A 23,358-nucleotide genomic window follows, 5' to 3' on the forward strand; every position below is an offset into this window, starting at 1 on the left:
TGTCACTTCGCTTTGACCATGGCGCGCATAGCATTGCGCCATGTCTCCGACTGAATACGAATATCTGTTCATCCTGGACGCACTCGAGCGGAAAGAACCGATCTTTCCGTTCATCGTGACTGCGTTGAAGGATTCCGGCCTCGTCGACGTGAGCGAGGAGGGCATCAGCCTGACGCCTGCCGGGCAGTCGCTGATGCAGCAGCTGGCCGAGGACGACTCGGAACCCCCGCGGGCGCACACGGCCTGACCCCCGAAGTCGCCACCCGTGAAGTCGCCACCCGTGACCATCGGCGCATTCGCGCGCCCATGGCGCATGACACTGTCCGCTTGCGCGACGTGGGGATCGCGCAGGGGAACCAGGGCGCATGTCGCACGAAGTCGAAGCCAACCCGTACCTCGGGCTGGTCACCTGCACGTTGTGGGGCGAGGTCTGGCTGGAAGAGCGCGCGAAGGTGCTGGACGAGGTGCTCGCGCACATCGAACAGTCCCGTGCGACCCGTCGCCCCCATCGCATCCTCATCGACATGATCGGCGCGCATTGCGCGAACGAGCCCCTGGAAGCGAGTGCTGCATTCGCCGAGCGCCTGGCCGGCGAGCACCGCCTGCGTGGTTGCCGCATCGCCTATCTCTACCCGGAGGGCGCGCGCATCAACCAGGACGTCGAACAACACGCGCAGGCGCGCGCCTTCCGTTTCCGCCGCTTCGCCACCACCACCGAAGCGCTCGACTGGCTGCTCGCCGACGAGCGCGTCAGCCGGCCAGCGAACGCACTGCCGCCGCTGCGCGGTCCACTTCCGCAGGAGTGTTGACCAGGCTCGGCGCGAGTCGCGCATAGACGACCGCATACGGGCTCGTGCTGGCGACGATGTTCTGTTCGCCGAGTCGCTTCACCACGTCCTCCGGTTTCATGCCGGCGATTTCGAAAGCGACCAGGCCCGCCGACAGTTCCGGCGCATGCGGCGTGTGCACGTGGATCTTCGGATGCCCCGCGAGCGCGTCCTTCAGTTGTGTATTGAGTGCGTGGATGCGCTGCGCCACGCGGGCCTTGCCCATCGCTTCGTGCATGTCGAAGGCAGCCTTCACCGCCCATTGGTGCTCGTAGGCGTGGAAGCCGCCGGGCGCCATGCGCGACGCGTTGGTGGGCCCCTTGATCGGGCGGTCTTCGGTCCACGCGTAGTAGGACTCCCATTCGCTGAAGCTCGGAATGAGCGGGCGCAGGCGCGCCCAGCCGTCCGCTGTCGACCAGGCGATGGCCGTCCCGCGCGGGCCGAACATCCACTTGTGCGTGCCGGCGCTGACGTAATCGGCGCCGATGGTGGCGATGGTTTCGTCCACGGCGCCGATGCCGTGCACGCCGTCGAGGATGAGCAGCACATCGGGGTGTTTCGCCTTGAGCGCCTGCGCCATCTCCCGGATCGGCAGGCGCATGCCGGTGCTCGAATGCACCCAGGTCAGGCCGACGGTGCGCGTCTTCGGGCCGATGCCCTTGAGCAGGTTGGCGACGAGGCTGTCGACGCTTGCGTCCTTCGCATCGTCGTACAGCGGCACCTTGCGCAGGCTCGCACCGGTGCGCTCGGCGGCGTACTGCGCCGACACGTGGTGCGAGAAATGATCGTGCGTGGTGACGAGCATTTCATCGCCCGGGCGCAACTGCAGGCCGTGGTAGATCAGCGCCAGGCCTTCGGTGGTCGAACGCGTCAGCGCCACGTCTTCGGCGCGGCCGCCCAGGTAATGCGCGATCGTCGCCTGCACCTGCAGCGGAATGTTGTGGGCTTCATCCTCGAACAGCCCGCCGTCGATGACGTGGAAGGGATTGCGATCCATCGCGCGGCGCCAGGCCTCGATCGCATCGCGCACCGGCGCGGGGTGGCTGGAAATGAAGAAACTCGCGAAATGCGCCAGCGCCGGATCCAGCGCGAACTGGGCGCGCACGGCCTCCCAGGTCGAGAGGTTCGGCATGGGCGCGGTTTCCGCCGCCAGTGCGGCCAGCCAAGCCGAAGAAGCGACCGCGCTGCCCAGGACAACGGGCGTGGCCAGGAAGCGGCGGCGGGTGAGGTCCATGGCGGGCTCCGGGGCAGGGGGTCGTAAAGCCAACGCCCGCAGCGCGGTGCAGCGGACAGGCATGAACGCGGCAGAACCTGCACTTTCGTGAAGATTCACGTGCGATTCCTTTCTTTCGCGACACCAGCCCCTACACTGGCTCTACGGTTCGAACAATGTTGCTCGCGTCATGTCCCTTCGCTCGTCCACTGCGCCCTTCCTCGCCGCGTTCCTCGTGCTCGCCATGGCCGCTTGCAGCCGGCAGGCGCCGCCGACGCCGCCTGCCGCCGCGCCGGACACGCAGACCAGCGCCGACAACGGTCCGGATTTCGGTGCGGTGTCGGTCGACGTCGCACCGCCGAAAAAGAAGACGGTCGACATCGCCAAGACCACCGAGTGGCCGGAAGCGAAGCTCGAGTCCGGCAAGGCCTCGATCAGCTGCAGCACCGACTACGTCGCCAACGGCGACGGCGAGGCCTTCAGCAACCTCGGCTTCTTCACGCTGCTCGACGCGATGCTCCCGTGCAAGGACGTCGGCGTGGTGCGCCTGCGCTACAAGGGCCGCGTGGCGGGCGACTTCACTACGCTCGTCGAACGCGTGTCCAACATGGCCACGCGCATGGGGATCAGGCAGCGCATTCTCGACATCGATTCCAGCGGCGGCCAGGTCGAAGACGCGATCCGCGCCGGCGATGTCATCGCCAACACCAACTGGACGATGTGGGTGCGCGAAGGCGCCGTCTGCCACAGCGCGTGCGTGCTGCTGCTCGCCGGCGGCGACGATCGCGTGATCTCCGGCGCGGTCGGCGTGCATCGCATCATCCGCATCCAGTCCGACGCGACCTCGCGCGCGCAGCTCAGCGCAGAACTGCATGAAGTGCACGATGCGATGAAGGAATACCTGGAGCGAAACGGCGCCAGCGTCGCGGTCGCCGACTTCATGATGACCGTGCCCAACCAGAGCCTGCGCCTGCTGTCGCCGGACGAGTTGCAGGCCTTCGGCCTGATCGGGCGCAACGCCGCGCAGGAAGACCTCGAGCGCATCGGCCTCGTGCGCCGCTGCGGCCTGGACTTCGTGCGCCGCGAGGATGCCTTCCACCGCGCGTTCGCCCAGCGTTGTTCGCAGCCGGGGCAGGACGTCGATGCGATCAACGCCTGCGGCCTGGCGCTGCGCCCGCAGTTCGGTTTTCCCGACAAGAAGTGCGCCGACGAAAGCCCGCTGGCCGAACTCGACGCGCAGGCGAAGGCCGCCGCGGACGCCGCCGAAGAAGCCGGCGATGCGGCGCCGGCGCACGCCACGCAGTAACGCGCCAACCGACAGGCGGTCGCTCCCGGCCGCCGAAGCGCCGAAGCGCACGCGAAAAGCGAGAAATGCGACGCGGTTCGCGTTCTGGCGCCCGTGTTAGTTTTCCCCGCGAACGGATAGGGGATCAGTTCGATGGGGCGCAGGTATTCGGGTTCGCGCGGGGGACGCGCGCGTTGGGTGGCGTTGGCCGGCCTGGTGCTGGTCGGCAGCCTGGTCTATCTCGTGCACCAGCAGGCGCGCGTCATGGTCGGGCGCAGCCTCAATGTCGTCTTCGACAATGCCGACACCGAATCCGGTGCGGTCTGGGTGGACTTCAACGGCGACATCGTCGCGAAGGACGTGGCCCTCTACGTGGAAGGCTCGGCCGACGCGCCGGCGCCCGCCGGAGCGGATGCCAACGTGCTGCGCTTCGAGCGCCTGCGCATCCACACGCAGGACGGCTGGATGTTCTTCGCCCGCAACCTGCTCGACCGCCGGCTCGACACCGCGGACGTCGGGGAGCTGCAGCTCACCTTCGACGGATTCGACACAGACTCCGGCCTCGAACCGACGCTCGGCACGCTGGGTCCGATCGGTGCATTGAGCGCATCGCCGTTCGAGAGCGAGGGCTGCATGGCCCACGCGAAATTCACCCGCGAAGACCTGGCGCAGATGGGCCTGGACCTCGAGCCGACTTCGCTCCAGATCGCGCTGCACGAAGCCGACAGCCGCGTCGACACGCGCATCGTGCTGAACACCCCGGGGTCCTCGCGCCTGCAGTTCGACCGCCAGGAAACGCTGGCGAAGGAAACCAGCCTGCTGCAGTTGCCCGAAACCGCAAGCTCGACCGTGTCCGAGCGCTGGGATGTGAGCGACCGCGGTTTCGTGGCCGCGCGCAACGCGTTCTGCGCGAAGCAGGATGGTGTCGATCCGCACGCATTCGTCGCCCGCCACCTGGCGGCGGTGCAGCGCCTGCTCGAAGCGCGCGGCCTGGCGGTCGATCCGGCCACTGCCATGGACTACGCAGACTTCGCCGAAAAGGGCGGGCAGATTGCGTTCGGCGGCGCATACACCGCGCCGTTGCACAGCACCGAACGCGCGGCCGCACGCAAGAACGGCAGCGCGATGCTGCGCCTGGCCGCGAAGCTCGAACACGGCGGCCGCAACACGCCGATCCAGTGGCGTGGCACGCAGCCGCGCCCGCTGGAGGCACTGGGCGGCGCGACCTTCGCCGCGATGGCGAAGGAAAACGGCGGCATCGCGCCGTCGTCGGCGCCGGTGCTCGTGCCGACCGCAATCGACGCGTCGGTCGAATCCGAAGCGACCGATGTGGCGAACATCGCGCCTGCGCCGGCCGCCGCCGCACCGGAGCATCCGCAGTACGCCTCGTCCCTGCCTGCGGCGCCGCAAGCGCAGATGGCGCCGGGTGGGCGCATCGACTGGGAAGAACTGCCGCGTTACGAAGGCCACATCCTGCAGCTCATCACGATGCACGGCCCGCCGCGCACCGCGACGCTGCTGTCGGTCGACGGCGGCGTCGCCCTGGTGCGCGCGCCGATGGAAGGCGGGCATGCGGATTTCCGGATTTCGCGGGAAGCCTTCGTCAAGGCGACGCTGATCCAGTAACGCTCAGTCGACGACGTCGATCTCGACGTCGTCGATCACCACCACCTGCCCCGCGTGGATCTTGCAGCTCTTGCGCAATTCCACCGCGCCGTCCACGTGCACCGCGCCGCTGGCCACCAGGTGTTTGCCGGCGCCGCCGCTGTCCACCAGGCCGGCGAGTTTGAGGAGTTGGTGCAGTTCGACGAAGGGGTGGCCGTCGAGCGGGAATTCGATGCGGGGCATGCCGGATCCGGTACGGAGAAAAGGTTGGGCGGGCGGCCTCACGGCCGAAGGCGCACAATAGCGCCCCCCTGACGAGGCCGGAGTGCCCATGTCGACCCCCGCCGGCGAAGAAGCCGCCACCCTTCGATTCGCCGACCTCGGCCTCCCGCCTGCCGTGATGGCGGCGGTCGATGCCGTCGGTTATGAATCGCCGTCGCCCATCCAGGCCGCCACCATCCCGGCCCTGCTGCAAGGGCGCGACGTGCTCGGCCAGGCGCAGACCGGCACGGGCAAGACCGCCGCGTTCGCCCTGCCGGTGCTGGCGAACATCGACCTGTCCAAGTCCAAGCCGCAGGCGCTGGTGCTCGCGCCCACGCGTGAACTCGCGATCCAGGTCGCCGAGGCCTTCCAGAAATACGCCGCGAAGATGCCGGGCTTCCACGTGCTGCCGATCTACGGCGGGCAGAGCTACCAGCCGCAGTTGTCGGCGCTCAAGCGCGGCGTGCACGTCGTCGTCGGCACGCCGGGCCGCGTGATCGACCACCTGGAACGCGGGTCGCTCGACCTGTCGGGCCTGGACACCCTGGTGCTCGACGAAGCCGACGAAATGCTGCGCATGGGCTTCATCGACGACGTGGAGACGGTGCTGAAGAAGACGCCGGAAAACCGCCGCGTCGCGTTGTTCTCCGCCACCATGCCCCAGCAGGTGCGCCGCATCGCGCAGACCTACCTGCGCGATCCGGTGGAAGTCACCATCGCGGCGAAGACGACGACCGCGGCGAACATCCGCCAGCGCTACTGGTTCGTCGCCGGCATGCACAAGCTCGATGCGTTGACGCGCATCCTGGAAGCCGAACCGTTCGAAGCGATGATCGTCTTCGCGCGCACCAAGATGGCGACCGAAGAGCTCGCCGAAAAACTGCAGGCGCGAGGCCTGGCCGCCGGCGCGATCAACGGCGACGTGGAGCAGAAGACGCGCGAGCGCACGATCCAGAAACTCAAGGACGGCGAACTCGATGTGCTGGTCGCCACCGACGTCGCCGCGCGCGGCCTGGATGTCGAACGCATCAGCCACGTGCTGAATTACGACATCCCCTACGACACCGAAAGCTACGTGCACCGCATCGGCCGCACCGGCCGCGCGGGACGCAGCGGCGAGGCGATCCTGTTCGTGACGCCGCGCGAGAAGGGCATGCTGCGCGCGATCGAGCGCGCCACGCGCCAGCCGATCCAGGAAATGCAGCTGCCGTCGGTGGAAGCGGTGAACGACAAGCGCGTCGCCAAGTTCCTGGGCCGCATCACCGACACGCTGGCGATGGAAGGCAGCGATCTCGATTTCTATCGCGACCTCGTGCTGCGTTTCCAGCGCGAGCACGACATGCCCGTCGCCGACATCGCCGCGGCGCTCGCCAAGCTCGTGCAGGGCAAGTCGCCGCTGCTGCTCTCGCCGGAGAAGCCGCGCGCTGCGGCGCCGCCGCGCACGGAGCGTTTCGATCGCGGCGAACGCACGCAAGGCGATCGCGGGCACTTCGATCGCGGCGAGCGGCCGTCGTTCGACCGAGCCGAGCGACCCGCGCGTCCGAAGAAGGACGTGGGCCCGCGTGGCACGCCCGATGCGGGCATGGAGACCTACCGCATCGAAGTCGGTCACCGCCATGGCGTGAAGCCGGGCAACATCGTCGGCGCGATCGCGAACGAAGCGGACCTCGAAAGTCGCTTCATCGGCCGCATCGACATCCACGACGACTATTCACTGCTCGACCTGCCCGAGGGCATGCCGCCGGAACTGATGTCGCACCTGCAGAAGGTGCGCGTGGCGGGGCAGCCGATGCGCCTGCATCGTTTGGGCGAAGCGGCATCGGGGCCCTTGCCTTCGCATTCGCCGCCCTCGCGACGTCCGCCGCCGCGGCCGCATCGCAAGGGTCCACCGCCGCGTCGCTGAAAACAAAAAGGGGTCGGAGAATCTCCGACCCCTTTGCTTTTGCGATGACGCTTGGCGTCAGGACACGGCGACCGCTTCCGTCGGCGCCGCTTCCGTCGCGGCAGGCTGTTCCGCCGCCGCTTCCACCTTCGCGGGCTTCGGCGCGCGGAACTGCGCGTCGCGCGCCAACGAGGACATGGCATACAAGCGCGCGATGCGGCCGAACGCCACGGCCGCCACGGTCAGCTGCACCAGCAGCACACCGATGACGAAGCCGCCCGTGCTCGCCGCGCTCACCTGCGTGCGTGCGAATGCAAATACCAGCGCCAGGCCCTGGCCCGCGATGAAGGTGCCCAGGTAAACGATCAGCACCGCGAGCGGGCGACGCGCGAACACCGTCACGCCGCGCCACCAAGCCTTGACGACCGAACGGCGCGAGGGATCGGCCGCGATCACGCCGCGCCCGAGTTCCAGCGAGGCATGCGCGATCACGAAGGCCACGGCCAGCACGATCAACGCGATGTTCTTCGCGTTGTCGGCGCCCGATTCCAGGATCGCCAGGCCCGCCTGCTTGTCCGCCCACTTCGACACCACGCCGAACAGCGCGAACGCGATGCCGAGCGGAATGGCGGCCCACAGCAGCATGCGCGCCATGCGCCCGTATTCGCGCAGGCCGAACTGCAGCAGGTTGCCGAAGCGCAGGTTCTGGCCGGCGCGGATCGAGGCGACGACCATGCCCGTCAGCCACGGCGCGAACAGCAACGCCAGGCCGAAGCTGGCGATGCCCGCGCCGGTGAGGTACGCGCTGCCGTACTTGGTGATCGGCGCGAACACTTCGGCCATCCACGCCATGTCGAAGGCCTGGCCGATCTGCTTGGCGTACACCGAATGATCCAGGCGTTCGGACAGCGCCTGCCACACCGGCAGGGCCATCACGAGCGTGGGGATCAACAGGCCGACGGCCCACAGCACGAGCATGCGCCACTGCAGCGCGCGCCCGAGTCCCGAAACGAGGGCACCGAAGGCCCCCTGCTTGCGAATGGGGTTGTTCATAGGGTCACCAGCAGGGCATAGACGGACTGGAGGGCGGCCGCGATGTCGGCGGTCCAGCGGCGCGACGCGGTGCCATCGGCTTCGCGCGTGCGGCTGTCGTCGAGCTTGTCGCGGTCGAGGAACACGCGGCGTTCGGGATCGAGTTCCACCGACGTCGCGCGGCTGCGCGTGACGAAGCGGTAGCGGGCCCAGCGTGCATCGGCGTCGTCCCAGTGCAGCGTGCGCGAGGTGCCGTCGTCGAAGCGCACCAGCAGCGTCTGCGGCACCGAGGCACCGTCGCGACGCACCATCACGCGCGTCTCGTACGGGAACGGGCCTTCGCCGTCCTTCGCCTTCGGATGCGCCTTCTTCCACTTCTCGCGGAGGTCGCCGACGGCCTTGTCGAGCTGCTTCTGCGTCACTTCGACCGGCTTGCCCTTCCATTCGACCAGGCCGGGCGAGGGGAGCACTTCGTCGCTGTCGAAGTCGGCGATGCGGTCGTCGACCTTGCGCACGCCGTAGACCTGTTCGGCGAAGTAGCGGTGCACCAGCGCGGGCTGGCCCGTGCCTTCGGCCATCGCCGCTTCGAAGTCCGCGACGCTCGGATGACGGAATTTCCAGCGCGCGTAGTACAGCTTGAACGCGCGTTCGAGCGCGTCCTTGCCGACCTGCTGTTCCAGGTCGTGCATGGTGGTCGCCGTGCGCGAGTACACCGTGCCGTAGCTGCCGCTGGAATAACGGTCCCAGGAGTTGTTGCCCAGCGCATCCGCCGGTTCGCTCAGCATCGCGCCCAGGCGCTGCGTTTCGAACTCGCCCATGGTCACGTTGGCGCCGACCAGTTTCGAGAGCCACGTGTTCGCCGACGCCTGTTCGCGATTGGCGACGTTCATGCGGTGGTCCCAGTACTCGTTCAGGCCTTCGTCGAGCATGGGCTCTTCGAATTCGTTCGAACCCAGGATGCCGTAGAAGTAGCCGTGGCCGAATTCATGGATGGTCACGAAGTCGAGCGCGTACTGGCCCAGCGTGCCCTTCGAGACGTCCTTGTAGCTTTCGGACGTGAAGAACGTCGGGTACTCCATGCCGCCGGCTTCGGCCGCGTTGTACGGCGGGATGACGGCGGTGACGGTCTTGTACGGGTAGTCGCCGAGCGTCTTCGAGAAGTAGGTGAGCGATGCGATCGTCGCATCTAGCACCGGCTTGGCGTTGCTCGTGTACTCCGGGTTGTAGAGCACGCGCACCTGCACCGGGCCGTTGGCGCCGTGGTACACGCCGTCGAGCGGCTTGGCGTAACGGTTGTCGGCGGTCCATGCGAAATCGTGCACGTCGCCCTGCACGAAGCGATGCGTGGCCATGTCGCCCTTGACCTCGGCATTGCCCTGCTGCTCGCCGGTCGCGCCGATCGTGTAGTCCTTCGGCGCGGTGATCGACACGTCGTAGCTACCGTAATCCGCGTAGAACTCGCTGTGCATGTGGAACTCGTGCACGTTCCAGCGCGGCGCGGTGGCACCGCGTTCGCCCGGCAGTTCGAGCACGCCGATCTTCGGGAACCACTGGCCCACCAGGTGGAAGGTGCCGAAGTAACCGGTGCGCGCGACCACGCGCGGAAGCTGGTCGAGGAAGTCGATGTCGAGCGTGGTGCTGCCGCCCGGTGCGACGGCTTCCGGAAGATCCAGGCGCACCACGGTGCGGTCGGTCTTCGGGCCGTTGTCGGGATGCACGTAGGACCACGGCACGGTAGCGCCGCCCTGTTCGACGCGCGTCAGGCGCTGGTAGCCCCAACCGCCTTCATCGGCCGCCACTTCGCTGCGGAAACCGAAGTGGCGTTCGCGCTGCTCGGTATAGAAGGTGCTGCCCGGGCCCTCGAACGCGTTGAGGTACAGGTGCAGGTACACCGACTTGATCGGCTGGTCGCTGCGGTTGCGCCAGGTGAGTTGCTGCTTGCCCGTCACCGTGTGCTTCTTCGGATCGAGCGTGGCGGCGATCTTGTAGTCGACGACGCGGTCCGACAGCGTCGCTTCGCTGCCGGTGCGCGCACCGCCCCACGCGTTGTCCGCGCTCGGCACGGTGACCGCGGCGGCATCGGGTGCGGCGAAGGGAATGTCGTCGGTGGCGGCGGGCGCGGCAGGCGTCGCGACGGGCGCGGCGGTCTGTGCGGTCGCGGCCACCGCGCAGACGGCGGCGAGCGCCAGGCCGACGGCCCAGCGTGCGGGTTTGGTTTCGAATGTCATCGTGGTCGGCCTCAACGTCCGTTGGCGCTGTAACCACCGGGCCCGAGCAGCGCCACGGCGATCGCGGAGAACAGGAACATGCCTTGCAGTTCGAGCGCCCATCCGCCGGTCTGCGGATTCAGGTGCGCGAGATCGCCCATGTGCACGAGCACGAAAGCGAACAACATGTTGATCGCGACGAAGAGCGCACCGATGCGGGCGTGGAAGCCTGCGATCAGCATCAGCGGCCCGATCACTTCACCGACCAGCACGCCGTAACCGATGAAGCCCGGCATGCCGTGCGCTTCGACCATGGACACGATGCCGCCCATGCCGCCGCGCAGTTTGGCGATCCCGTGCAGCAGCACCAACGCGCCCAATGCGACGCGCAGGATCAGCCGCCCAAGATCGTTCTGGGTGTTCTGGTTCATCACTCCCCCTGTGGAATTCCCCTCGCCGAGCATATGCGGCGGCGGGGCCTGCTGTCGCGTGTCCCGGTCACCGCAGGGGCAACTTCAGGGCGCGCCCGTTCCAGTCCAGCACCACCCCGTCGGGGACGATGTCGGAGACCACGAGCGCCCCGAGGTGGTCGCCCACGCTCAGCCGCGTGCCGTCGATGATCACGAAGCGTTGCGAGGCCACCTGGTTCCACATGTGCATGCTGAGCTTCAAGGGCGGAAGTTGCTTGCGATCTTCGCTGCCCAGATCGGATACGCGCAGGTAGGCGTCGGTTGCAGGGACGGGCGCGGGCGGCGGTGCGGCTTCGGCGCGCGCGGCGGCAGGGAGCGGTTCGATCGGCGCGGTCGGCGGCGATTCGATGCGGGGCGTCGCTTCGGCAGGCGCGGCCTGCGGCGGTGCCGCGGGTGCTGGCGCAGCGACCACCAGCGGGCGACGCAAGGCCGGCGCGGGCGTGGCGGGCGCGGGCGTCGGCGGCGCGGGCGTCGCATCGACGGGCGCGGCCTGCGGTGCATCGGCCAAGGTGTCCGTCGTCGCGGGCGGTGCGGCGGGGCGCAATGCGAACCACGCCGCCGCGAGCACGACGACCGACGTCGCCGCGATCAGCGGCATGCGATTCGGCCCGCGCACTGCGACGGGTGCGGCCACCTGCGGTTCGGTCAGCAGGTCGGGCACCTGCGCACGGCGTCGCTCGGCTTCGGATTTGCGCAGCGCTTCGAGGATCAGCGACATCGGGCGTCCTCAGTACAGTTGCGTGCGCAGGCGCGGACCGGGGTCGCGCGCGCCGAGGGCGAGGAGGGTTTCGGGACCGATGACGCCATCGGTCGCGAGCCCGCGCGACTGCTGGAACGCGCGCACCGCGTCGCGCATCGCCGCGTCGAGGACCGCGGGGCCTGAATAGGCCGGCGCCAGGTGCGCATGCACCCAATCGACCGCGGGGCCGCGACCGTCGGGCGTGGTCGGTTCGGCGAGTGCATCGGGGCCGCGCCACAAGGCGGCGTATTCACCCGTCCAGGCTTGCTGCAGCGCGAGGCGATCGATGTCGAAGGTCTCGTTGCCGAGTTTGACGCGCGCGCGCACGGCATCCGCACCGAGGAGCAGCGCCCAGTCGCTCGCGCCTTGCGTGCGCAGGTGCAACAGGGCAGGGCGCCCTTGTGCGAACAGCTTGTCGAGCGTGGCGGTGCCGCGCAGGCAATACAGGCCCGCTTCGATCGCAGGCGCGCACTTGGAGGCGAGCGTCGCATCCGCGCCGGAATCCCAGAGTTTCAACAACGCGGACCAGGCCGCGATGCCACCGTCGCTGCCTTGCAGGCGCGCGGGCAACGCGTCGCCTTCGAGCACGGGCACGGCGGGCGCGGCCTTCAGGGGGTTGCGCGTGGGCTTGGGCGCGGCAGGTGTGGCCGCGGCGACCTTCGCCGGATGCACTTCCATCGCCTTCAGGTCGGCCGGCGCGGCGCGCGGCCACAGGAACCACGCGCCGATGCCCGCCACCACCACCGCGGCGGCCGCGGCCCAGCGCATCGGATGCGCCTGCGTGCGTTTGTTCGGCGCGAGGGCTTCGCGCGCTGCGCGGTCGATGTCGGCGCTGTCGATCTTCGTTGCATCGTGCGCGTAACCACCGAGCAAGGCGCGTTCCGCGATGACGTTGATCAGGCGCGGCACGCCGCCCGAGTGCTTGTGCACGCGCTGCACCGCACCGGGCGTGAAGGGCGAATGCAAGCCACCCGCGATTCGGAAGCGATGCCGCAGGTAAGCGCCCGTTTCGATCGCGTCCAGCGGCATCAGGTGGTAGCGCGCGGTGATGCGTTGCGCGAGCTGGCGCATGTCGCTGCGGGAGAGGATCTCGCGCAGTTCAGGCTGGCCGAGCAGGATGATCTGCAGCAGCTTCTGCGTGTCGGTTTCCAGGTTGGTGAGCAGGCGCACCTGTTCCAGCGCATCGACCGAGAGGTTCTGCGCCTCGTCGACGATCAGCACCACGCGCAGGCCCTTGGCGTAGGCGTCGAGCAGGTACGCATTCAGCGCGTCGACCAGCGCCTTGACGCTGCCGCGGGTGTTCTCGATAGGGAGGTGCAACTCCTCGCACAGGGTTTCGAGGAGTTCGATGGCGGTGATGCGCGGATTCAGGATCAGCGCGACGCGCGTGTTCTCGGGCAGTTGCTCCAGCAGCAGGCGGCACAGCGTGGTCTTGCCGGTGCCGACCTCGCCGGTGAGCTGCACGAAGCCGCCGCCGCCGCCCTGGCCGATGCCGAACAGCAGGTGCGCGAGCGCATCCCGGTGGCGCTCGCTGAGGAAGACGAAGCGCGGATCGGGCGTGATCGAGAACGGTGGCTCTTTCAGGCCCCAGTGCTCGAGGTACATGGGAGGCTGGCCCGGTGGCGTGGTGGCAGCTAGGGTGCCAGAAAAGCCGGGGTTCGCGCGTTATTCCGCCACGCCCTTGGATTCCGCGGCGCACAACACTTCCGGCTGCGACAGCGGCCTGGGCCGCCCCAGCAGCGGGTGGACGAACACCGCGGCCAGGATGATGGCCACGCCGGCGTAGAAAGCCGGGGTCAGCTCGCGCTGTTCGCCGAGCAGCAGGATGGCGAGCACGATCGCGTAGACAGGTTCGAGGTTGACCGCCAGTTGCTGCGCGAAGGCGCTCATGTGGCGCAGCGCAGCCAGCGACAGCGCGAAGGGCAGCAGCGTGCAGGCGATCGAGAGCGTGGCGAGCAACGCAAGGTCGCGCGTGCCGGGCACCGCGAAGGTATCGCCCGCGAAGGCGTGCGACATCCCGGGCAACAGCGGCATCAGCGGCGCGAACAACGTGAGCGCCACCGCACCTGCGCCGAGTTCCACCGCCGTCACCGTGAGCGGATCGCCGTGCTCGACCATGCGCTTGTTGAGCGAGCCGAAGATCGCCACGAGGAAGGCCGACAAGGCACCGACCGCGATGCCCACGCGCATGCCCGCCGGCACGCCGCCTACGACGAGCGCAACGCCCGGCAGCACGGCGATGCCGAGGCCCATGTCGCGCTTGGAAAAGCGTGTGCCTGCGACCCAGGGCTCGATCAACGCGACGAACACGGTGGCGAGCGCGATGCATGTCGCGCCCACGGACGCATTCGACAACTTGATCGCGCCGTAGAACGTCAGCCAATGCAGCGCGACGAGCACGCCGATCCCCGCATACGCGCCGATCGTTCGCCACGACATCGCGCGCAACCCGCGCCACACGACGGGGAACAACAGCAACGCCGCCACCACGATCACCAGGCGCCACCACACCAACGGAAGGGCAGGCAGCGAGATCATCTTGCCGAGGATGGCCGTGAAGCCCCACAGCACGACGCAGAAGTGGATCTGCAGGTAGGCGCGGTTGGTGGGGGTCATCGACATGGGCCTATTATCGCGTCATGAGCGACGACTTCCTTGCCTACCTCGATGAGTTGTTCTCGGACTTCGGCCCGATCACCTCGCGGGCGATGTTCGGTGGGCACGGCGTGTACCACGCGGGGAAGATCCTGGGCATCGTCATCGACGACGCGCTCTACCTGAAGGCCGACGCGGAAACGGTGCCGTTCTTCGAAGCCGCGGGCTGCGCGCCCTTCCTGTACGACGCGGGCGACAAGCAGATCGCGATGTCCTACTGGTCCTTGCCGGCCGAGGCCATGGATTCGCCGCAGGAGTTCCTGCCCTGGGCACAGCGTGCGTGGGAGGCGGTGCTGCGCAAGCCGCCCGCCCGTGCGCGCAAGCGCCGCGCGAAACCCGCGCGCAAGACGCCCTCGCGCCGCTAGCCGGCGGCCGCCGTTGCCATCAGCCAATCCACGAAGGACTGCGCCGCGGGCCGCAGCCTTTTATGGGTCGGATACACGATGTGGTAACTCCATCGCGCCGCCAAGCGAGGGCCGGGCAGTTCGACCAGCGTGCCCGCCTGGAGATAGGGCACCACCACGCGTTCGCGCGCGAGCGCCGCCCCCAGTCCGTTGACCGCGGCCATGAAGGCATCCGTCGTATCGCTGAAGCTGTGGCGCTCGTCGAGCCGTGCGCCGTGCACGCCCGCATGCCGGAACCAGTCGTGCCAGCCTTGGCGCGCGTGGTCGACGATCAGCGGCAGGCGCGCGACGTCTTCTGGCGTGCGCACTTCGTCGAATCCGGCCAGCCGCGGTGAGGCGACCGGGAACAAGGTCTCGTCCATCAGGTGCAGCGCGGTGAGCCCCGGCCAATGCCCGGGCCCATGGCGGATGCCGAGGTCGGGGCCGCCCTCGTCGAAACGCGCGAGCGTCGATTCGGTATCGAAGGCCAGGCGGATGTGCGGGTGTTTTTTCTGGAACTCCGCCAGCCGCGGCGTGAGCCAGGTGTAGGTGAGCGAATGCAGCGTGGTGACGCGGACCTTGTGTTCCTCGTCCCGATCCGTCCGCAGGCTGCGCAACGTGCCTTCCATGTCGGCGAGCGCGCTGCCCGAGGCATCGGCCAGGCGCCGGCCTTCGACGGTGAGCGTCACGCCGCGTGCGTGGCGTTGGAACAACGCGACGCCCAGGCGCGATTCCAGCTTGCGCACGTGGTGGCTGACGGCGCTCGCCGTGAGGTTCAGTTCCTCCGCGGCGTGCGCGAAGTTCTGGTGGCGGGCGGCGGACTCGAAGGCCGAGAGGGCGGGGAGCCAATCGGGGCGCAGGACCATGGCGGAGCCTCAAGCGAGGTTTGTGTCTGGCGTGCAAAGTATGCGCTTGCGGGGCATTGTGCAGCGCGGAAAATGTGCGGTCCGCCAAAAGCGACTTTTGAGGCTCCCCCGTGAATTCCGTCGCCGCTCCCTCCCCTGGATTCGAAGCGACGCGCACCCGCGCCTGGATCACCCCCCTCGAGATCGGCGTGCTCGGTGCGATCTGGGGAGCCTCGTTCTTGTTCATGCGCGTGGCCGCGCCGGAGTTCGGCGCTGCCCCGCTGGTCGACGTGCGGCTGGCGCTGGGCGCCATCGTGCTGCTGCCGTTCCTGTGGCGCTCGCGCGCGCATTTCCCGCTGAAGCTGTGGCCGAAGCTTGCGCTGATCGGCGCGATCAATTCGGCGGTGCCCTTCGTGTTGTTCGCATGGGCCGCGCAGCGCGCGCCTGCGGGCGTCGGCGCGATCTGCAATTCGATGACGGTGTTGTTCACCGCGATCGTGGGCGTACTGTTCTTCGGCGAGAAGATCAGTGCGCGACGCGCGGGAGCGGTGCTGGTCGGCTTCCTCGGCGTGGTCGTGCTCGCCAGCGGCAAGACCGCAGGCGCGAGCCTCGGTTGGGCGGTCGCGGCCGGCACGGGTGCGGCGGTGCTCTATGGCATCGGCATCAACCTCGTGCGCCGCCATCTCACGGGCCTGCCGCCGGCAGCCGTGGCGTCCGCGACGCTCACGACGTCCGCGTTGCTGCTGCTTCCCTTCGCGATCGCGCAATGGCCGGACCATGCGATCTCGACGAAGTCCTGGCTGGCCACGGCGACCCTGGGCGTTCTGTGCACCGGCATCGCCTTCGTCATGTATTACCGGTTGATCGCGCGCGTCGGCGCGAGCCGCGCAGCGACCGTGACCTACCTCGTGCCGGTGTTCGGCATCGCGTGGGCATGGCTGCTGCTCGGCGAAGCGGTGACGCCGACGATGCTCGCCGCCGGCTTGCTGATCCTCGGCAGCGTCGCCTTCAGCCAGCGCGCGAAGTAATCCTTCAGCGCTGTTCCGGCGCCTTGCGCAGCACCTGCAGCGCAAGGAAGCCGACGACCAGCGCGCCGATCACCAACACGCCCCACAACACCATTTGCCGCCAGTCCTGCGGCGTCATGTGCTGCGCGAGTGCGGCATCGCCGGCCAGCGCGACACCGGTGCCGAGCGTCGCGGCTGCCGGTCGCCACTGATCGCCACGTTGCTGTTGCATCGCTTCCACCAGGCGCGGCAGCGGTGCCTCCGCGCGACGCGCACGCGCGCTGCCTGCGACGAGCGCAAAGGGCGGCGTGCCCTGTGCGAGGAAGACGACGACTTCCGGGCGATAGCCCAGGCGGAGCGTCGGCGATTCGGTCGGCTTCCCCGATTGCGCGACGAGGCGCCAATGGCGATCGCGCACGGGGCCACCTAAGGTCCCGACCGGCGCGGACGCCGCGGCCCCTGCCTTGTCGGCAACGCGATAGGCGATCCACGGGCCGGCGCGCAGCACCCACGGTGCATCGTCGTCCGCGCGCGATTCCACGCGCCATTCGATCGCGGCATTGCCGTTGGATTGCACGTCGACGCGTTCGATCGGGAAACGACCACCAAGCTCGAATTCGTACCCTTGCTTGTTGTCGCCCTTCGACGTCGACTGCAACGCTTCCCATTGCCACGGCACTTCCTGCGGCGCCGTCGCGATGCGCGCAGCGACCTGCTGCAAGGGCAACGTGGGCGCGGCGTCGACGGGCACAAGGCGCACGTAACGCGCTGCGCCTTCCAGCGCGACATCGGTGCGCGCCAGGCGACGGCCGTCCTGCGCCAGGGACAGCACCTGCGCGTGCGTCGCGAGCGTGCGCCACTGCTGCAGGTCGTCGCTGCCCTCCACGCGGAAGGCCGCATCCACCTGCGCATCCGGGCGCAAACCCAGTTCCAGCGCATCGATGCGTCCCTTCACCGCGCTCAGGTCGAACAGGAACGCGCGCGCATTGCTGCCGATGCCCTCGCGCGTGGCCTGCGCCTGCAGCGACAGGATCCGGCCCGCCGTATCGCGCTGCGCGATCAAGGCCAGTGAACCGGCATCGCCACCGTCCGGCACCTGCAACGCGAACCACGGCACCTGCGTGCGCGTGGGCTTCGAGGCGAGTGGCGCATCGGGCGCGAACACGTCCGACGCCACCGGCTTGCCGCCTGCATCCATCACATCGAGATCGCGCAGGTCGGACGAGGCGATGGTGCGATACACCTCGGGCGTGAGTTCGACGCGGTACGCACCGGCATCCGCGCTCGGCAACTGCACGGTCCATTTGCGCGCGTAATCCGGCGTCGCGCTCGCCGCGACGAGCAAGGGCAGGGCACACACCACGATCCAGCGCTTCATGCGGTCGCCTCCGGGGCGGGCGCGCGCGGCGGTGCCGGCGCGAGATAACCGACGATCGTGCACAGCAGGCCGAAGGCGAGGAACGACGCGATGCCGAGCCCGTTGCCGAGGTTGCTGCGGTCGATCAACACGAGTTTCGCGAGCACCACCGCCATCAGCACCGCGCCCACGAGCCACAGACCGCGCTGGCCGCGGCGCGAACCGACCACCCACGCGACCACGCCCAGGATGCTCCAGACGACCGTGAGGCTGGTCTGCGCCAGGCTCGTGCCGATGAGGCCGTCGCCCCACGGGACGCCGCCCCAGTGATGCACGACGTGCAGCACGACCGAGGTGATCCAGGCGAAAGCGAACACGGAGACAAGTGAGATGCGGCGATTGACGAACAGTGCGGGTGCGTGATCCGTCGCCAGCCACACGGCGGACAACACGATCGTCGCGAGCTGCACGAGTTCCATTGGATTGGCGACGGGCACCCACGGCAGCGGCGCGCTCGGGCCTGCGACGAACAGGCTGCCGATCCAACCCAGGGCCATCAGCACGAACATCGTGGTGGTGAACGACTTGCGCTTGCGGTCGAACTCCTCGTGCAGCGGCGCGGCGAGCCACGCCCAGCGATACAGACTCGCCATCGCCACGGCGAGCCACGGCAGCGACACCGCGGCGACGACCCATCCGTCGTCGAGGTCGAACTCGTTCGCGGCCCACCCGAAGGCGAGCGACAGCACCGACGGCCACACCAACCACCAGGCGAACTGCGCATTCGCCGCGACGCGATGTTCGGCGCCGCGCAGGCAGGCGAGGCTGCGCATGCCGAGCGCGGCGTACACCGCCCACGCGGCGAGGCCCCAACCCTGGAAGGGTTGGTCGTGTTCGAGCGTTTGCCACAGCGCGAGCGGCGCTGCGACGACGAACGCGAACAAGGTGGTCAAGGCGAGCAGTCCACCCGGACGGCGGCGATGCGCTTCCGCCGCAAACCAACCAGTGACTGCGGCGAGGGCGAGCAACGCATCGGGTGCGTGCTTGTCGGACAGGTCCGCGAGGATCTCCGCGGTGCCGTTGCCGATCCACCACAACAGCCCCCAGACGTAGAACACGCCGGCCATCAGTCCGTTGCGATAGCGCCACGCCGAGGCGAACGCCGCCATCGCGATGATCAGCGCGCTCATGAACGCCGCATTCGCGACGGGCGCCAGGTCACGGTCCACGCTGCCTTCGATCGTCGCCAGGTACGTGAACGCGGCGATCAACTGCAACGCAATGCCGGACCATTCGGGGATGCGCCGATCCTGGCGCAGGCCAAGCCACACCAGGCCCGCGCCTTCCAGCGCGAACACGCTCGCCGTCGCGCGCGCCGACAAGGCGAGCGGCACCGACAAGGTCGCAAAGGCCGCCGCAAGCAAGGCATAGGCTTCACCGAGCACGCGCGCGCGCATGACCCACGCCAGCGCCGCATACAGCACCGCGAGTCCGAGCGCGTTGAACGCGAGCGGCATCCGCTCGCCGTGCAGCAGGCCGGCCTGCAGGGCGAAGGCCACCAACGGCGTGGCGAACACGAGCGTGCCGTCGATGAAATCCCGGCGCTCCATCGGTTGCCGCAACGCATGCAGCAGCGGAATGAGCAGGTAGAACGCGAAGAACAGCAGCAGGAAGGGTTCGGTGGTGTTGAACTTCGACGGCGCGTAGTCCAGCACGCCCCAGGCCGTGCCGATGCCGAACGTGAAGGCAAACCCGAGCAGGTTGAGCACGCGCCAGCGCTTCCACCAGGCCACGCCGAAGATGCCCGCATTGAGCATCGCGTAGTACGAGAACAGCGCGACATGGTTGCCGCTGCCCGTCGACAACCAGATCGGGGCGAGGAAGCCGGCGAGCGTGGCGAAGAACGCCAGCGCCTTCGCGTCCTGCAGCACCGCCAGCACCATCGCACCCGCGACGATCACGATGCTCAGCGCGAACGCGACGCCCGCGGGCAGCAGGCCGTACAACTTGAAGGCCGCGAAGATCGTCATCAACAGCACGCCGATCGCGCCGCCCTGCAGGCTCAGCGCGAACACGCGGTTGGCGTCGCGCTTTCGCCACGCGAACACGAGTGCTGCGAGCGCCGCGGCCGCGACAGCGGCCAGGCGCAATTCGATGGGCGCGTTCAACCAGCCCTGGTCGCTCGCGTACTTCAACAGCGCGGCGACGCCGGCGAACAACACGAGGATGCCGACCTTCACCGGCACGTTGCCTTCGGTGAACCAGTGCTTCACCGCGTCGATGGCGCGATCGAAGAGGGACGGGAGTTCGGGTTCGCCCCACGTCGCGGCGGGCTGCGGTGCGGACGCTGCGATCGGTTCGCGCGCATGGATCGGCGCGGGCGCAGGCGCCGCTGGTCGCGGCGGCGGTGCGGGCGTTGGTCCGGCAACGGGTGGTGGCGGCGGCGCAGGCGCAGGCGCGGGGGCGGGCGTCGGTGCAGGCCGGGAGACCGGCTCGGAGGGCCGCGGCGTGCGAGCACGCAAGTCCCACAGATCCTGTTCCAGCATGCCGATGCGGTGCTTCAGCCCCGACATCGCACTCCAGGCCACGATCGCGATCACGATCGCGATGATGCTCAGCAACGCTTCCACGTTTATCCGCTCCCCTTCCCCTGGGTCAGCGCGCATTCCGCCAGCGAACGCGGCCGAATGCAAATGTGCCGCGGAGACCCTCAGTTCGGGCTCATTTCCCCAGCAGTTCGATCAGCGCCATCGCCGCGGCGGGATTGCGTTCCTTGCCGGCGTTGATGAAGAAGACAAAGACGTCGCGGTGTTCGGCGTTCGGCGCGGAGCCGGCGAGCCTCGGCAGGTCGTCGGGTTCGCCGCCTTGTGCCCAGGTGCGTGCGCGCTTCGCCCAAGCCTTCAGGTCAGCGGGCGCATAGCCGGTCTTCAACGCACTTTGCGAACGCATCAAACGCGCATACGTGAAGTCCGCAGTGGCATCGGCGAACGACGGCCAGTCGGTCGAATCGGTGAACACCAACGCGGCGTTCTTCGCGCGTGCAAGATCGACGAGCGCGGTATCGACGCAGGCGGCGTCGCGCACTTCCAGCGCATGCCGCAACCTGCGCCCGCCGGCTTCCGTCGGCAATCCATCGACGAACTTCGCGAAGTCCTCGCGATCCAGCTTGCGTTCGAACTGCCACAACACCGCGCCGAGCTTGTCGCCCAGCGTGGACAGGCCACCGACGAAGGCTTCGGCTTGCCCCAACGCGTTCGCGAGCACCTTCGCCTGCACGATGCGCATCGGCGCTTTCGCGGTGAACACGAAGCCGGGCGGTGCTTCGTCGCGCCAGCGCGCATAGGTGTCGGGCTTCTGCGCGGCGTAGTAGGTGCCGTTGATCTCGATGGCGCTCAGGCGGCGGCTCGCGTATTCGAGCTCGCGGCGCTGCACCAGCCCGGCGGGGTAGAAGTTGTCGCGCCAGGGCGCGAAGGTCCAGCCGCCCACCCCCACGCGGATGCCGTCGATCGCGCCGGGCGGCTCGGGAAGGCCGAGGTCGGCGTCCCCTTTGGGGCCGGGCTTGGGGGAACGAGGCGTCGCCATGCCGCGAGGGTAGCGCGCCATGACTTGCGAGCCATCGACGCCGCCTGCACAAGGCCGCGATACTCCGCGACAGCCTCATCCCGGAACTTCCCGTCATGACCCGTTCGTTCCTTCCGCTCGCCATCGCCCTGGCGCTCGTCGCGCCATCCGCCGCGTTCGCACAGGCTGCACCCGCCGCGCAGGCGCAGACGCAATCCGCAGAAGACGCGCGCCTCGCCGGCTTCGATGCTTACGTCGACGCCGTGCGCAAGCAGTTCGACGTGCCCGCCATCGCGGTGGCGATCGTGGAGAACGACCGCATCGTGTTCGAACGCGGTTTCGGCCCGCGCGAAATGGGCAAGCCCACGCCGGTGGACGAGCACACGCTGTTCGCCATCGCCTCCAACACCAAGGCCTTCACCGCCGCCTCGCTGTCGATCCTGGCCGACGAAGGCAAGCTCAAGCTCGATGATCGCGTCATCGACCACCTGCCGTGGTTCCGCATGTCCGATCCGTATGTCACGCGTGAAATGCGCATCCGCGACCTGCTCTCGCATCGCAGCGGCCTGACGCTCGGCGCGGGCGACCTGCTGTATTGGCCGACGACCTCCTACACCACCGAGGAAGTCGCGCATCGCCTGAAGGACGTGCCGCTCGGCGGTTCCTTCCGCGGCCAGTACGCCTACGACAACATCCTGTTCGGCGTCGCCCAGCTCGTGATCGAACAGGCCAGCGGGCAAAGCTACGAAAGCTTCCTGCGCGAGCGCATCTTCAAGCCGCTCGGCATGAACGACACGCGCTTCAACAGCGATCGCCTGGAGAAGGGCGACAACGTCGCGACCGGTTATGCCAAGGCTGACTTCAAGGACCTGCAGCCAGCGCCGCGCATGACGTGGGGCAACGTGTCGGGCGCGGGCGGCATCTATTCCAGCGTGCACGACCTGTCGAAGTGGATGCGCATGCAACTCGCCGGCGGCGTGTACACCGATGCGAACGGCAAGGAACAACGCCTCTTCAGCAAGAAGCGCCAGGACGGCATGTGGTCGATCGTCACGCCGATCCCGGTGAACGATCCGTCGGTGCCGGAGCTGCGGCCCGCGAAGCCGAACTTCCTCGGTTACGGCGAGGGCTGGCAGCTGTCGGATTACCGCGGCAACAAGCTGGTGTGGCACACGGGCGGTTGGCCGGGCATGGTCTCGCGCCTGACGCTGGTGCCGGATCGCAAGATCGGTGTGATCGTGCTGACGAGCCAGGAAGTCGGCGCAGCGTTCAACGCGGTGACGATGCAGGCGCTCGACGCGATGCTGGAGGCGCCGAAGACGGATTGGCTCGGTGCGTATGCGAAGGCGGTGGCGAAGCAGCAGGGCAATGCGGACGAGGATTGGCAGAAGCATGTGGCGGCGCGGAAGCCGAATTCGCCGCCGTCGTTGCCGTTGGGGCAGTACGCGGGGACGTATCGGGATCCTTGGTACGGGGATGTCGTGATCAAGCAGGAAGGCGGGAAGCTGGTGATTCGCTTCTCGAAGACGGCGGATCTGGTCGGTGATATCGAGCCATGGCAGAACGATACGTTCGTGATCAAGTGGCGGGAGCGGTGGCTCAATGCGGATGCGTTCCTGACCTTCGACCTCGATGCGGATGGGAAGATTCGCGAAGCGCGGATGGAGCCGATTTCGCCTTTGACGGATTTCAGTTTCGACTTCCAGGATCTGCGGTTGGCGCCTGTCGAGAAGCAGTAAGACGACGAATCCACGAGAGGGGCGCGCCGTGATCGCCGCGACGTTTGCCCCTTTTCTCCGCGCGCGCACTCCGGGCGCGCTTTTACGCTCCGAGAAGGGGCAAACGCCGCGACGATCCGGCACGCTCGCGATTTGGTTGTTGCGCGACAGCCCTTGTGGGTTTTGGTCTCGTCTCAATTCGATCGTTGCGCGGCGAACCGCCTCGGCTCCGGATGGTCGGCCCACCACATGCCCCCATAGGCCCCGTCGCAACTCTTGACGCGGCATCCTGCCCACAAAGTCGCGAGCGC

Annotated in this window: 20 protein-coding genes; 8 read left to right on the plus strand and 12 right to left on the minus strand. The window is 68.3% G+C overall.

What is annotated here, in order from left to right; genetic code table 11:
• The first annotated feature begins 40 nt into the window (after positions 1-40).
• The gene (locus LVB87_RS08090) at positions 41-247 is read left to right on the plus strand and encodes a hypothetical protein (protein ID WP_232897482.1); all 207 of its coding nucleotides are present in this window, start codon (positions 41-43) and stop codon (positions 245-247) included.
• A gap of 118 nt (positions 248-365) precedes the next feature.
• Complete coding sequence (locus LVB87_RS08095; RefSeq protein WP_232897483.1) at positions 366-809, plus strand: hypothetical protein; 444 nt, start codon at positions 366-368, stop codon at positions 807-809.
• Here LVB87_RS08095 and LVB87_RS08100 read toward each other — a convergent pair.
• Positions 751-2,061: an aminotransferase class V-fold PLP-dependent enzyme gene (locus LVB87_RS08100; RefSeq protein ID WP_232897484.1), complete on the minus strand. Its 1,311-nt coding sequence runs from the start codon at positions 2,059-2,061 to the stop codon at positions 751-753. The genes LVB87_RS08095 and LVB87_RS08100 overlap by 59 nt on opposite strands.
• Positions 2,062-2,230: 169 nt before the next feature.
• Between LVB87_RS08100 and LVB87_RS08105 the strand changes: the two genes are divergently transcribed.
• A complete protein-coding gene (locus tag LVB87_RS08105) occupies positions 2,231-3,346 on the plus strand; it encodes a hypothetical protein (RefSeq protein WP_232897485.1) in 1,116 nt (371 codons plus the stop codon).
• Positions 3,347-3,478: 132 nt separating this feature from the next.
• Complete coding sequence (locus LVB87_RS08110; RefSeq protein WP_232897486.1) at positions 3,479-4,951, plus strand: hypothetical protein; 1,473 nt, start codon at positions 3,479-3,481, stop codon at positions 4,949-4,951.
• Between the two features lie 3 nt (positions 4,952-4,954).
• Here LVB87_RS08110 and LVB87_RS08115 read toward each other — a convergent pair whose 3' ends face one another.
• Positions 4,955-5,173: an RNA-binding S4 domain-containing protein gene (locus tag LVB87_RS08115; RefSeq protein ID WP_232897487.1), complete on the minus strand. Its 219-nt coding sequence runs from the start codon at positions 5,171-5,173 to the stop codon at positions 4,955-4,957.
• 88 nt (positions 5,174-5,261) lie between these two features.
• Here LVB87_RS08115 and LVB87_RS08120 point away from each other — a divergent pair, with 88 nt between their 5' ends.
• The gene (locus LVB87_RS08120) at positions 5,262-7,094 is read left to right on the plus strand and encodes a DEAD/DEAH box helicase (protein ID WP_343223349.1); all 1,833 of its coding nucleotides are present in this window, start codon (positions 5,262-5,264) and stop codon (positions 7,092-7,094) included.
• A 57-nt stretch (positions 7,095-7,151) separates the two neighbouring features.
• On the opposite strand, the gene LVB87_RS08125 is transcribed toward LVB87_RS08120, so the two are convergent.
• The 6 genes from LVB87_RS08125 to LVB87_RS08150 form a co-directional block, all read right to left on the minus strand.
• The gene (locus LVB87_RS08125; protein WP_232897488.1) at positions 7,152-8,126 is read right to left on the minus strand and encodes a hypothetical protein; all 975 of its coding nucleotides are present in this window, start codon (positions 8,124-8,126) and stop codon (positions 7,152-7,154) included.
• Entirely contained in the window at positions 8,123-10,333 is a 2,211-nt protein-coding gene (locus LVB87_RS08130; RefSeq protein WP_232897489.1) for a M1 family metallopeptidase, read from the minus strand. The genes LVB87_RS08125 and LVB87_RS08130 overlap by 4 nt, the downstream gene beginning before the upstream one ends.
• A gap of 11 nt (positions 10,334-10,344) precedes the next feature.
• Positions 10,345-10,743 carry a DoxX family protein gene (locus LVB87_RS08135; protein ID WP_232897490.1) on the minus strand — a complete coding sequence of 133 codons (399 nt, stop codon included), beginning with the start codon at positions 10,741-10,743 and terminating at the stop codon, positions 10,345-10,347.
• Between the two features lie 67 nt (positions 10,744-10,810).
• Complete coding sequence (locus LVB87_RS08140; RefSeq protein WP_232897491.1) at positions 10,811-11,500, minus strand: general secretion pathway protein GspB; 690 nt, start codon at positions 11,498-11,500, stop codon at positions 10,811-10,813.
• 9 nt (positions 11,501-11,509) lie between these two features.
• Positions 11,510-13,126: an ExeA family protein gene (locus tag LVB87_RS08145; RefSeq protein WP_232897492.1), complete on the minus strand. Its 1,617-nt coding sequence runs from the start codon at positions 13,124-13,126 to the stop codon at positions 11,510-11,512.
• 60 nt (positions 13,127-13,186) lie between these two features.
• On the minus strand, positions 13,187-14,137 hold the full coding sequence (locus tag LVB87_RS08150) for a DMT family transporter (protein WP_232900514.1): 951 nt from the start codon (positions 14,135-14,137) through the stop codon (positions 13,187-13,189).
• Between the two features lie 23 nt (positions 14,138-14,160).
• Between LVB87_RS08150 and LVB87_RS08155 the strand changes: the two genes are divergently transcribed.
• The gene (locus tag LVB87_RS08155) at positions 14,161-14,541 is read left to right on the plus strand and encodes a TfoX/Sxy family protein (protein ID WP_232897493.1); all 381 of its coding nucleotides are present in this window, start codon (positions 14,161-14,163) and stop codon (positions 14,539-14,541) included.
• On the opposite strand, the gene LVB87_RS08160 is transcribed toward LVB87_RS08155, so the two are convergent.
• Entirely contained in the window at positions 14,538-15,425 is an 888-nt protein-coding gene (locus tag LVB87_RS08160) for a LysR substrate-binding domain-containing protein (protein ID WP_232897494.1), read from the minus strand. The genes LVB87_RS08155 and LVB87_RS08160 overlap by 4 nt on opposite strands.
• Positions 15,426-15,535: 110 nt before the next feature.
• On the opposite strand from LVB87_RS08160, the gene LVB87_RS08165 reads away from it, so the two are divergent.
• On the plus strand, positions 15,536-16,432 hold the full coding sequence (locus tag LVB87_RS08165; RefSeq protein ID WP_232897495.1) for a DMT family transporter: 897 nt from the start codon (positions 15,536-15,538) through the stop codon (positions 16,430-16,432).
• A 4-nt stretch (positions 16,433-16,436) separates the two neighbouring features.
• Here the strand turns inward: LVB87_RS08165 and LVB87_RS08170 are convergent, their stop codons facing one another.
• The 3 genes from LVB87_RS08170 to LVB87_RS08180 form a co-directional block, all read right to left on the minus strand.
• Positions 16,437-17,789 (minus strand): DUF3999 domain-containing protein, encoded by a 1,353-nt coding sequence (locus LVB87_RS08170; RefSeq protein WP_232897496.1) that lies wholly within the window; start codon positions 17,787-17,789, stop codon positions 16,437-16,439.
• Entirely contained in the window at positions 17,786-20,398 is a 2,613-nt protein-coding gene (locus tag LVB87_RS08175; RefSeq protein ID WP_232897497.1) for a DUF2339 domain-containing protein, read from the minus strand. Before LVB87_RS08175 ends, LVB87_RS08170 begins: the two co-directional genes overlap by 4 nt.
• Positions 20,399-20,489: 91 nt before the next feature.
• Complete coding sequence (locus tag LVB87_RS08180; RefSeq protein WP_232897498.1) at positions 20,490-21,350, minus strand: DUF72 domain-containing protein; 861 nt, start codon at positions 21,348-21,350, stop codon at positions 20,490-20,492.
• Between the two features lie 95 nt (positions 21,351-21,445).
• Between LVB87_RS08180 and LVB87_RS08185 the strand changes: the two genes are divergently transcribed.
• Positions 21,446-23,068, plus strand: coding sequence for a serine hydrolase (locus tag LVB87_RS08185; RefSeq protein ID WP_232897499.1), 1,623 nt, complete (start codon positions 21,446-21,448; stop codon positions 23,066-23,068).
• Positions 23,069-23,358: the final 290 nt, after the last annotated feature.

The sequence above is a fragment of the Lysobacter sp. KIS68-7 genome (genome assembly GCF_021284745.1).
Lineage (GTDB): Bacteria > Pseudomonadota > Gammaproteobacteria > Xanthomonadales > Xanthomonadaceae > Noviluteimonas.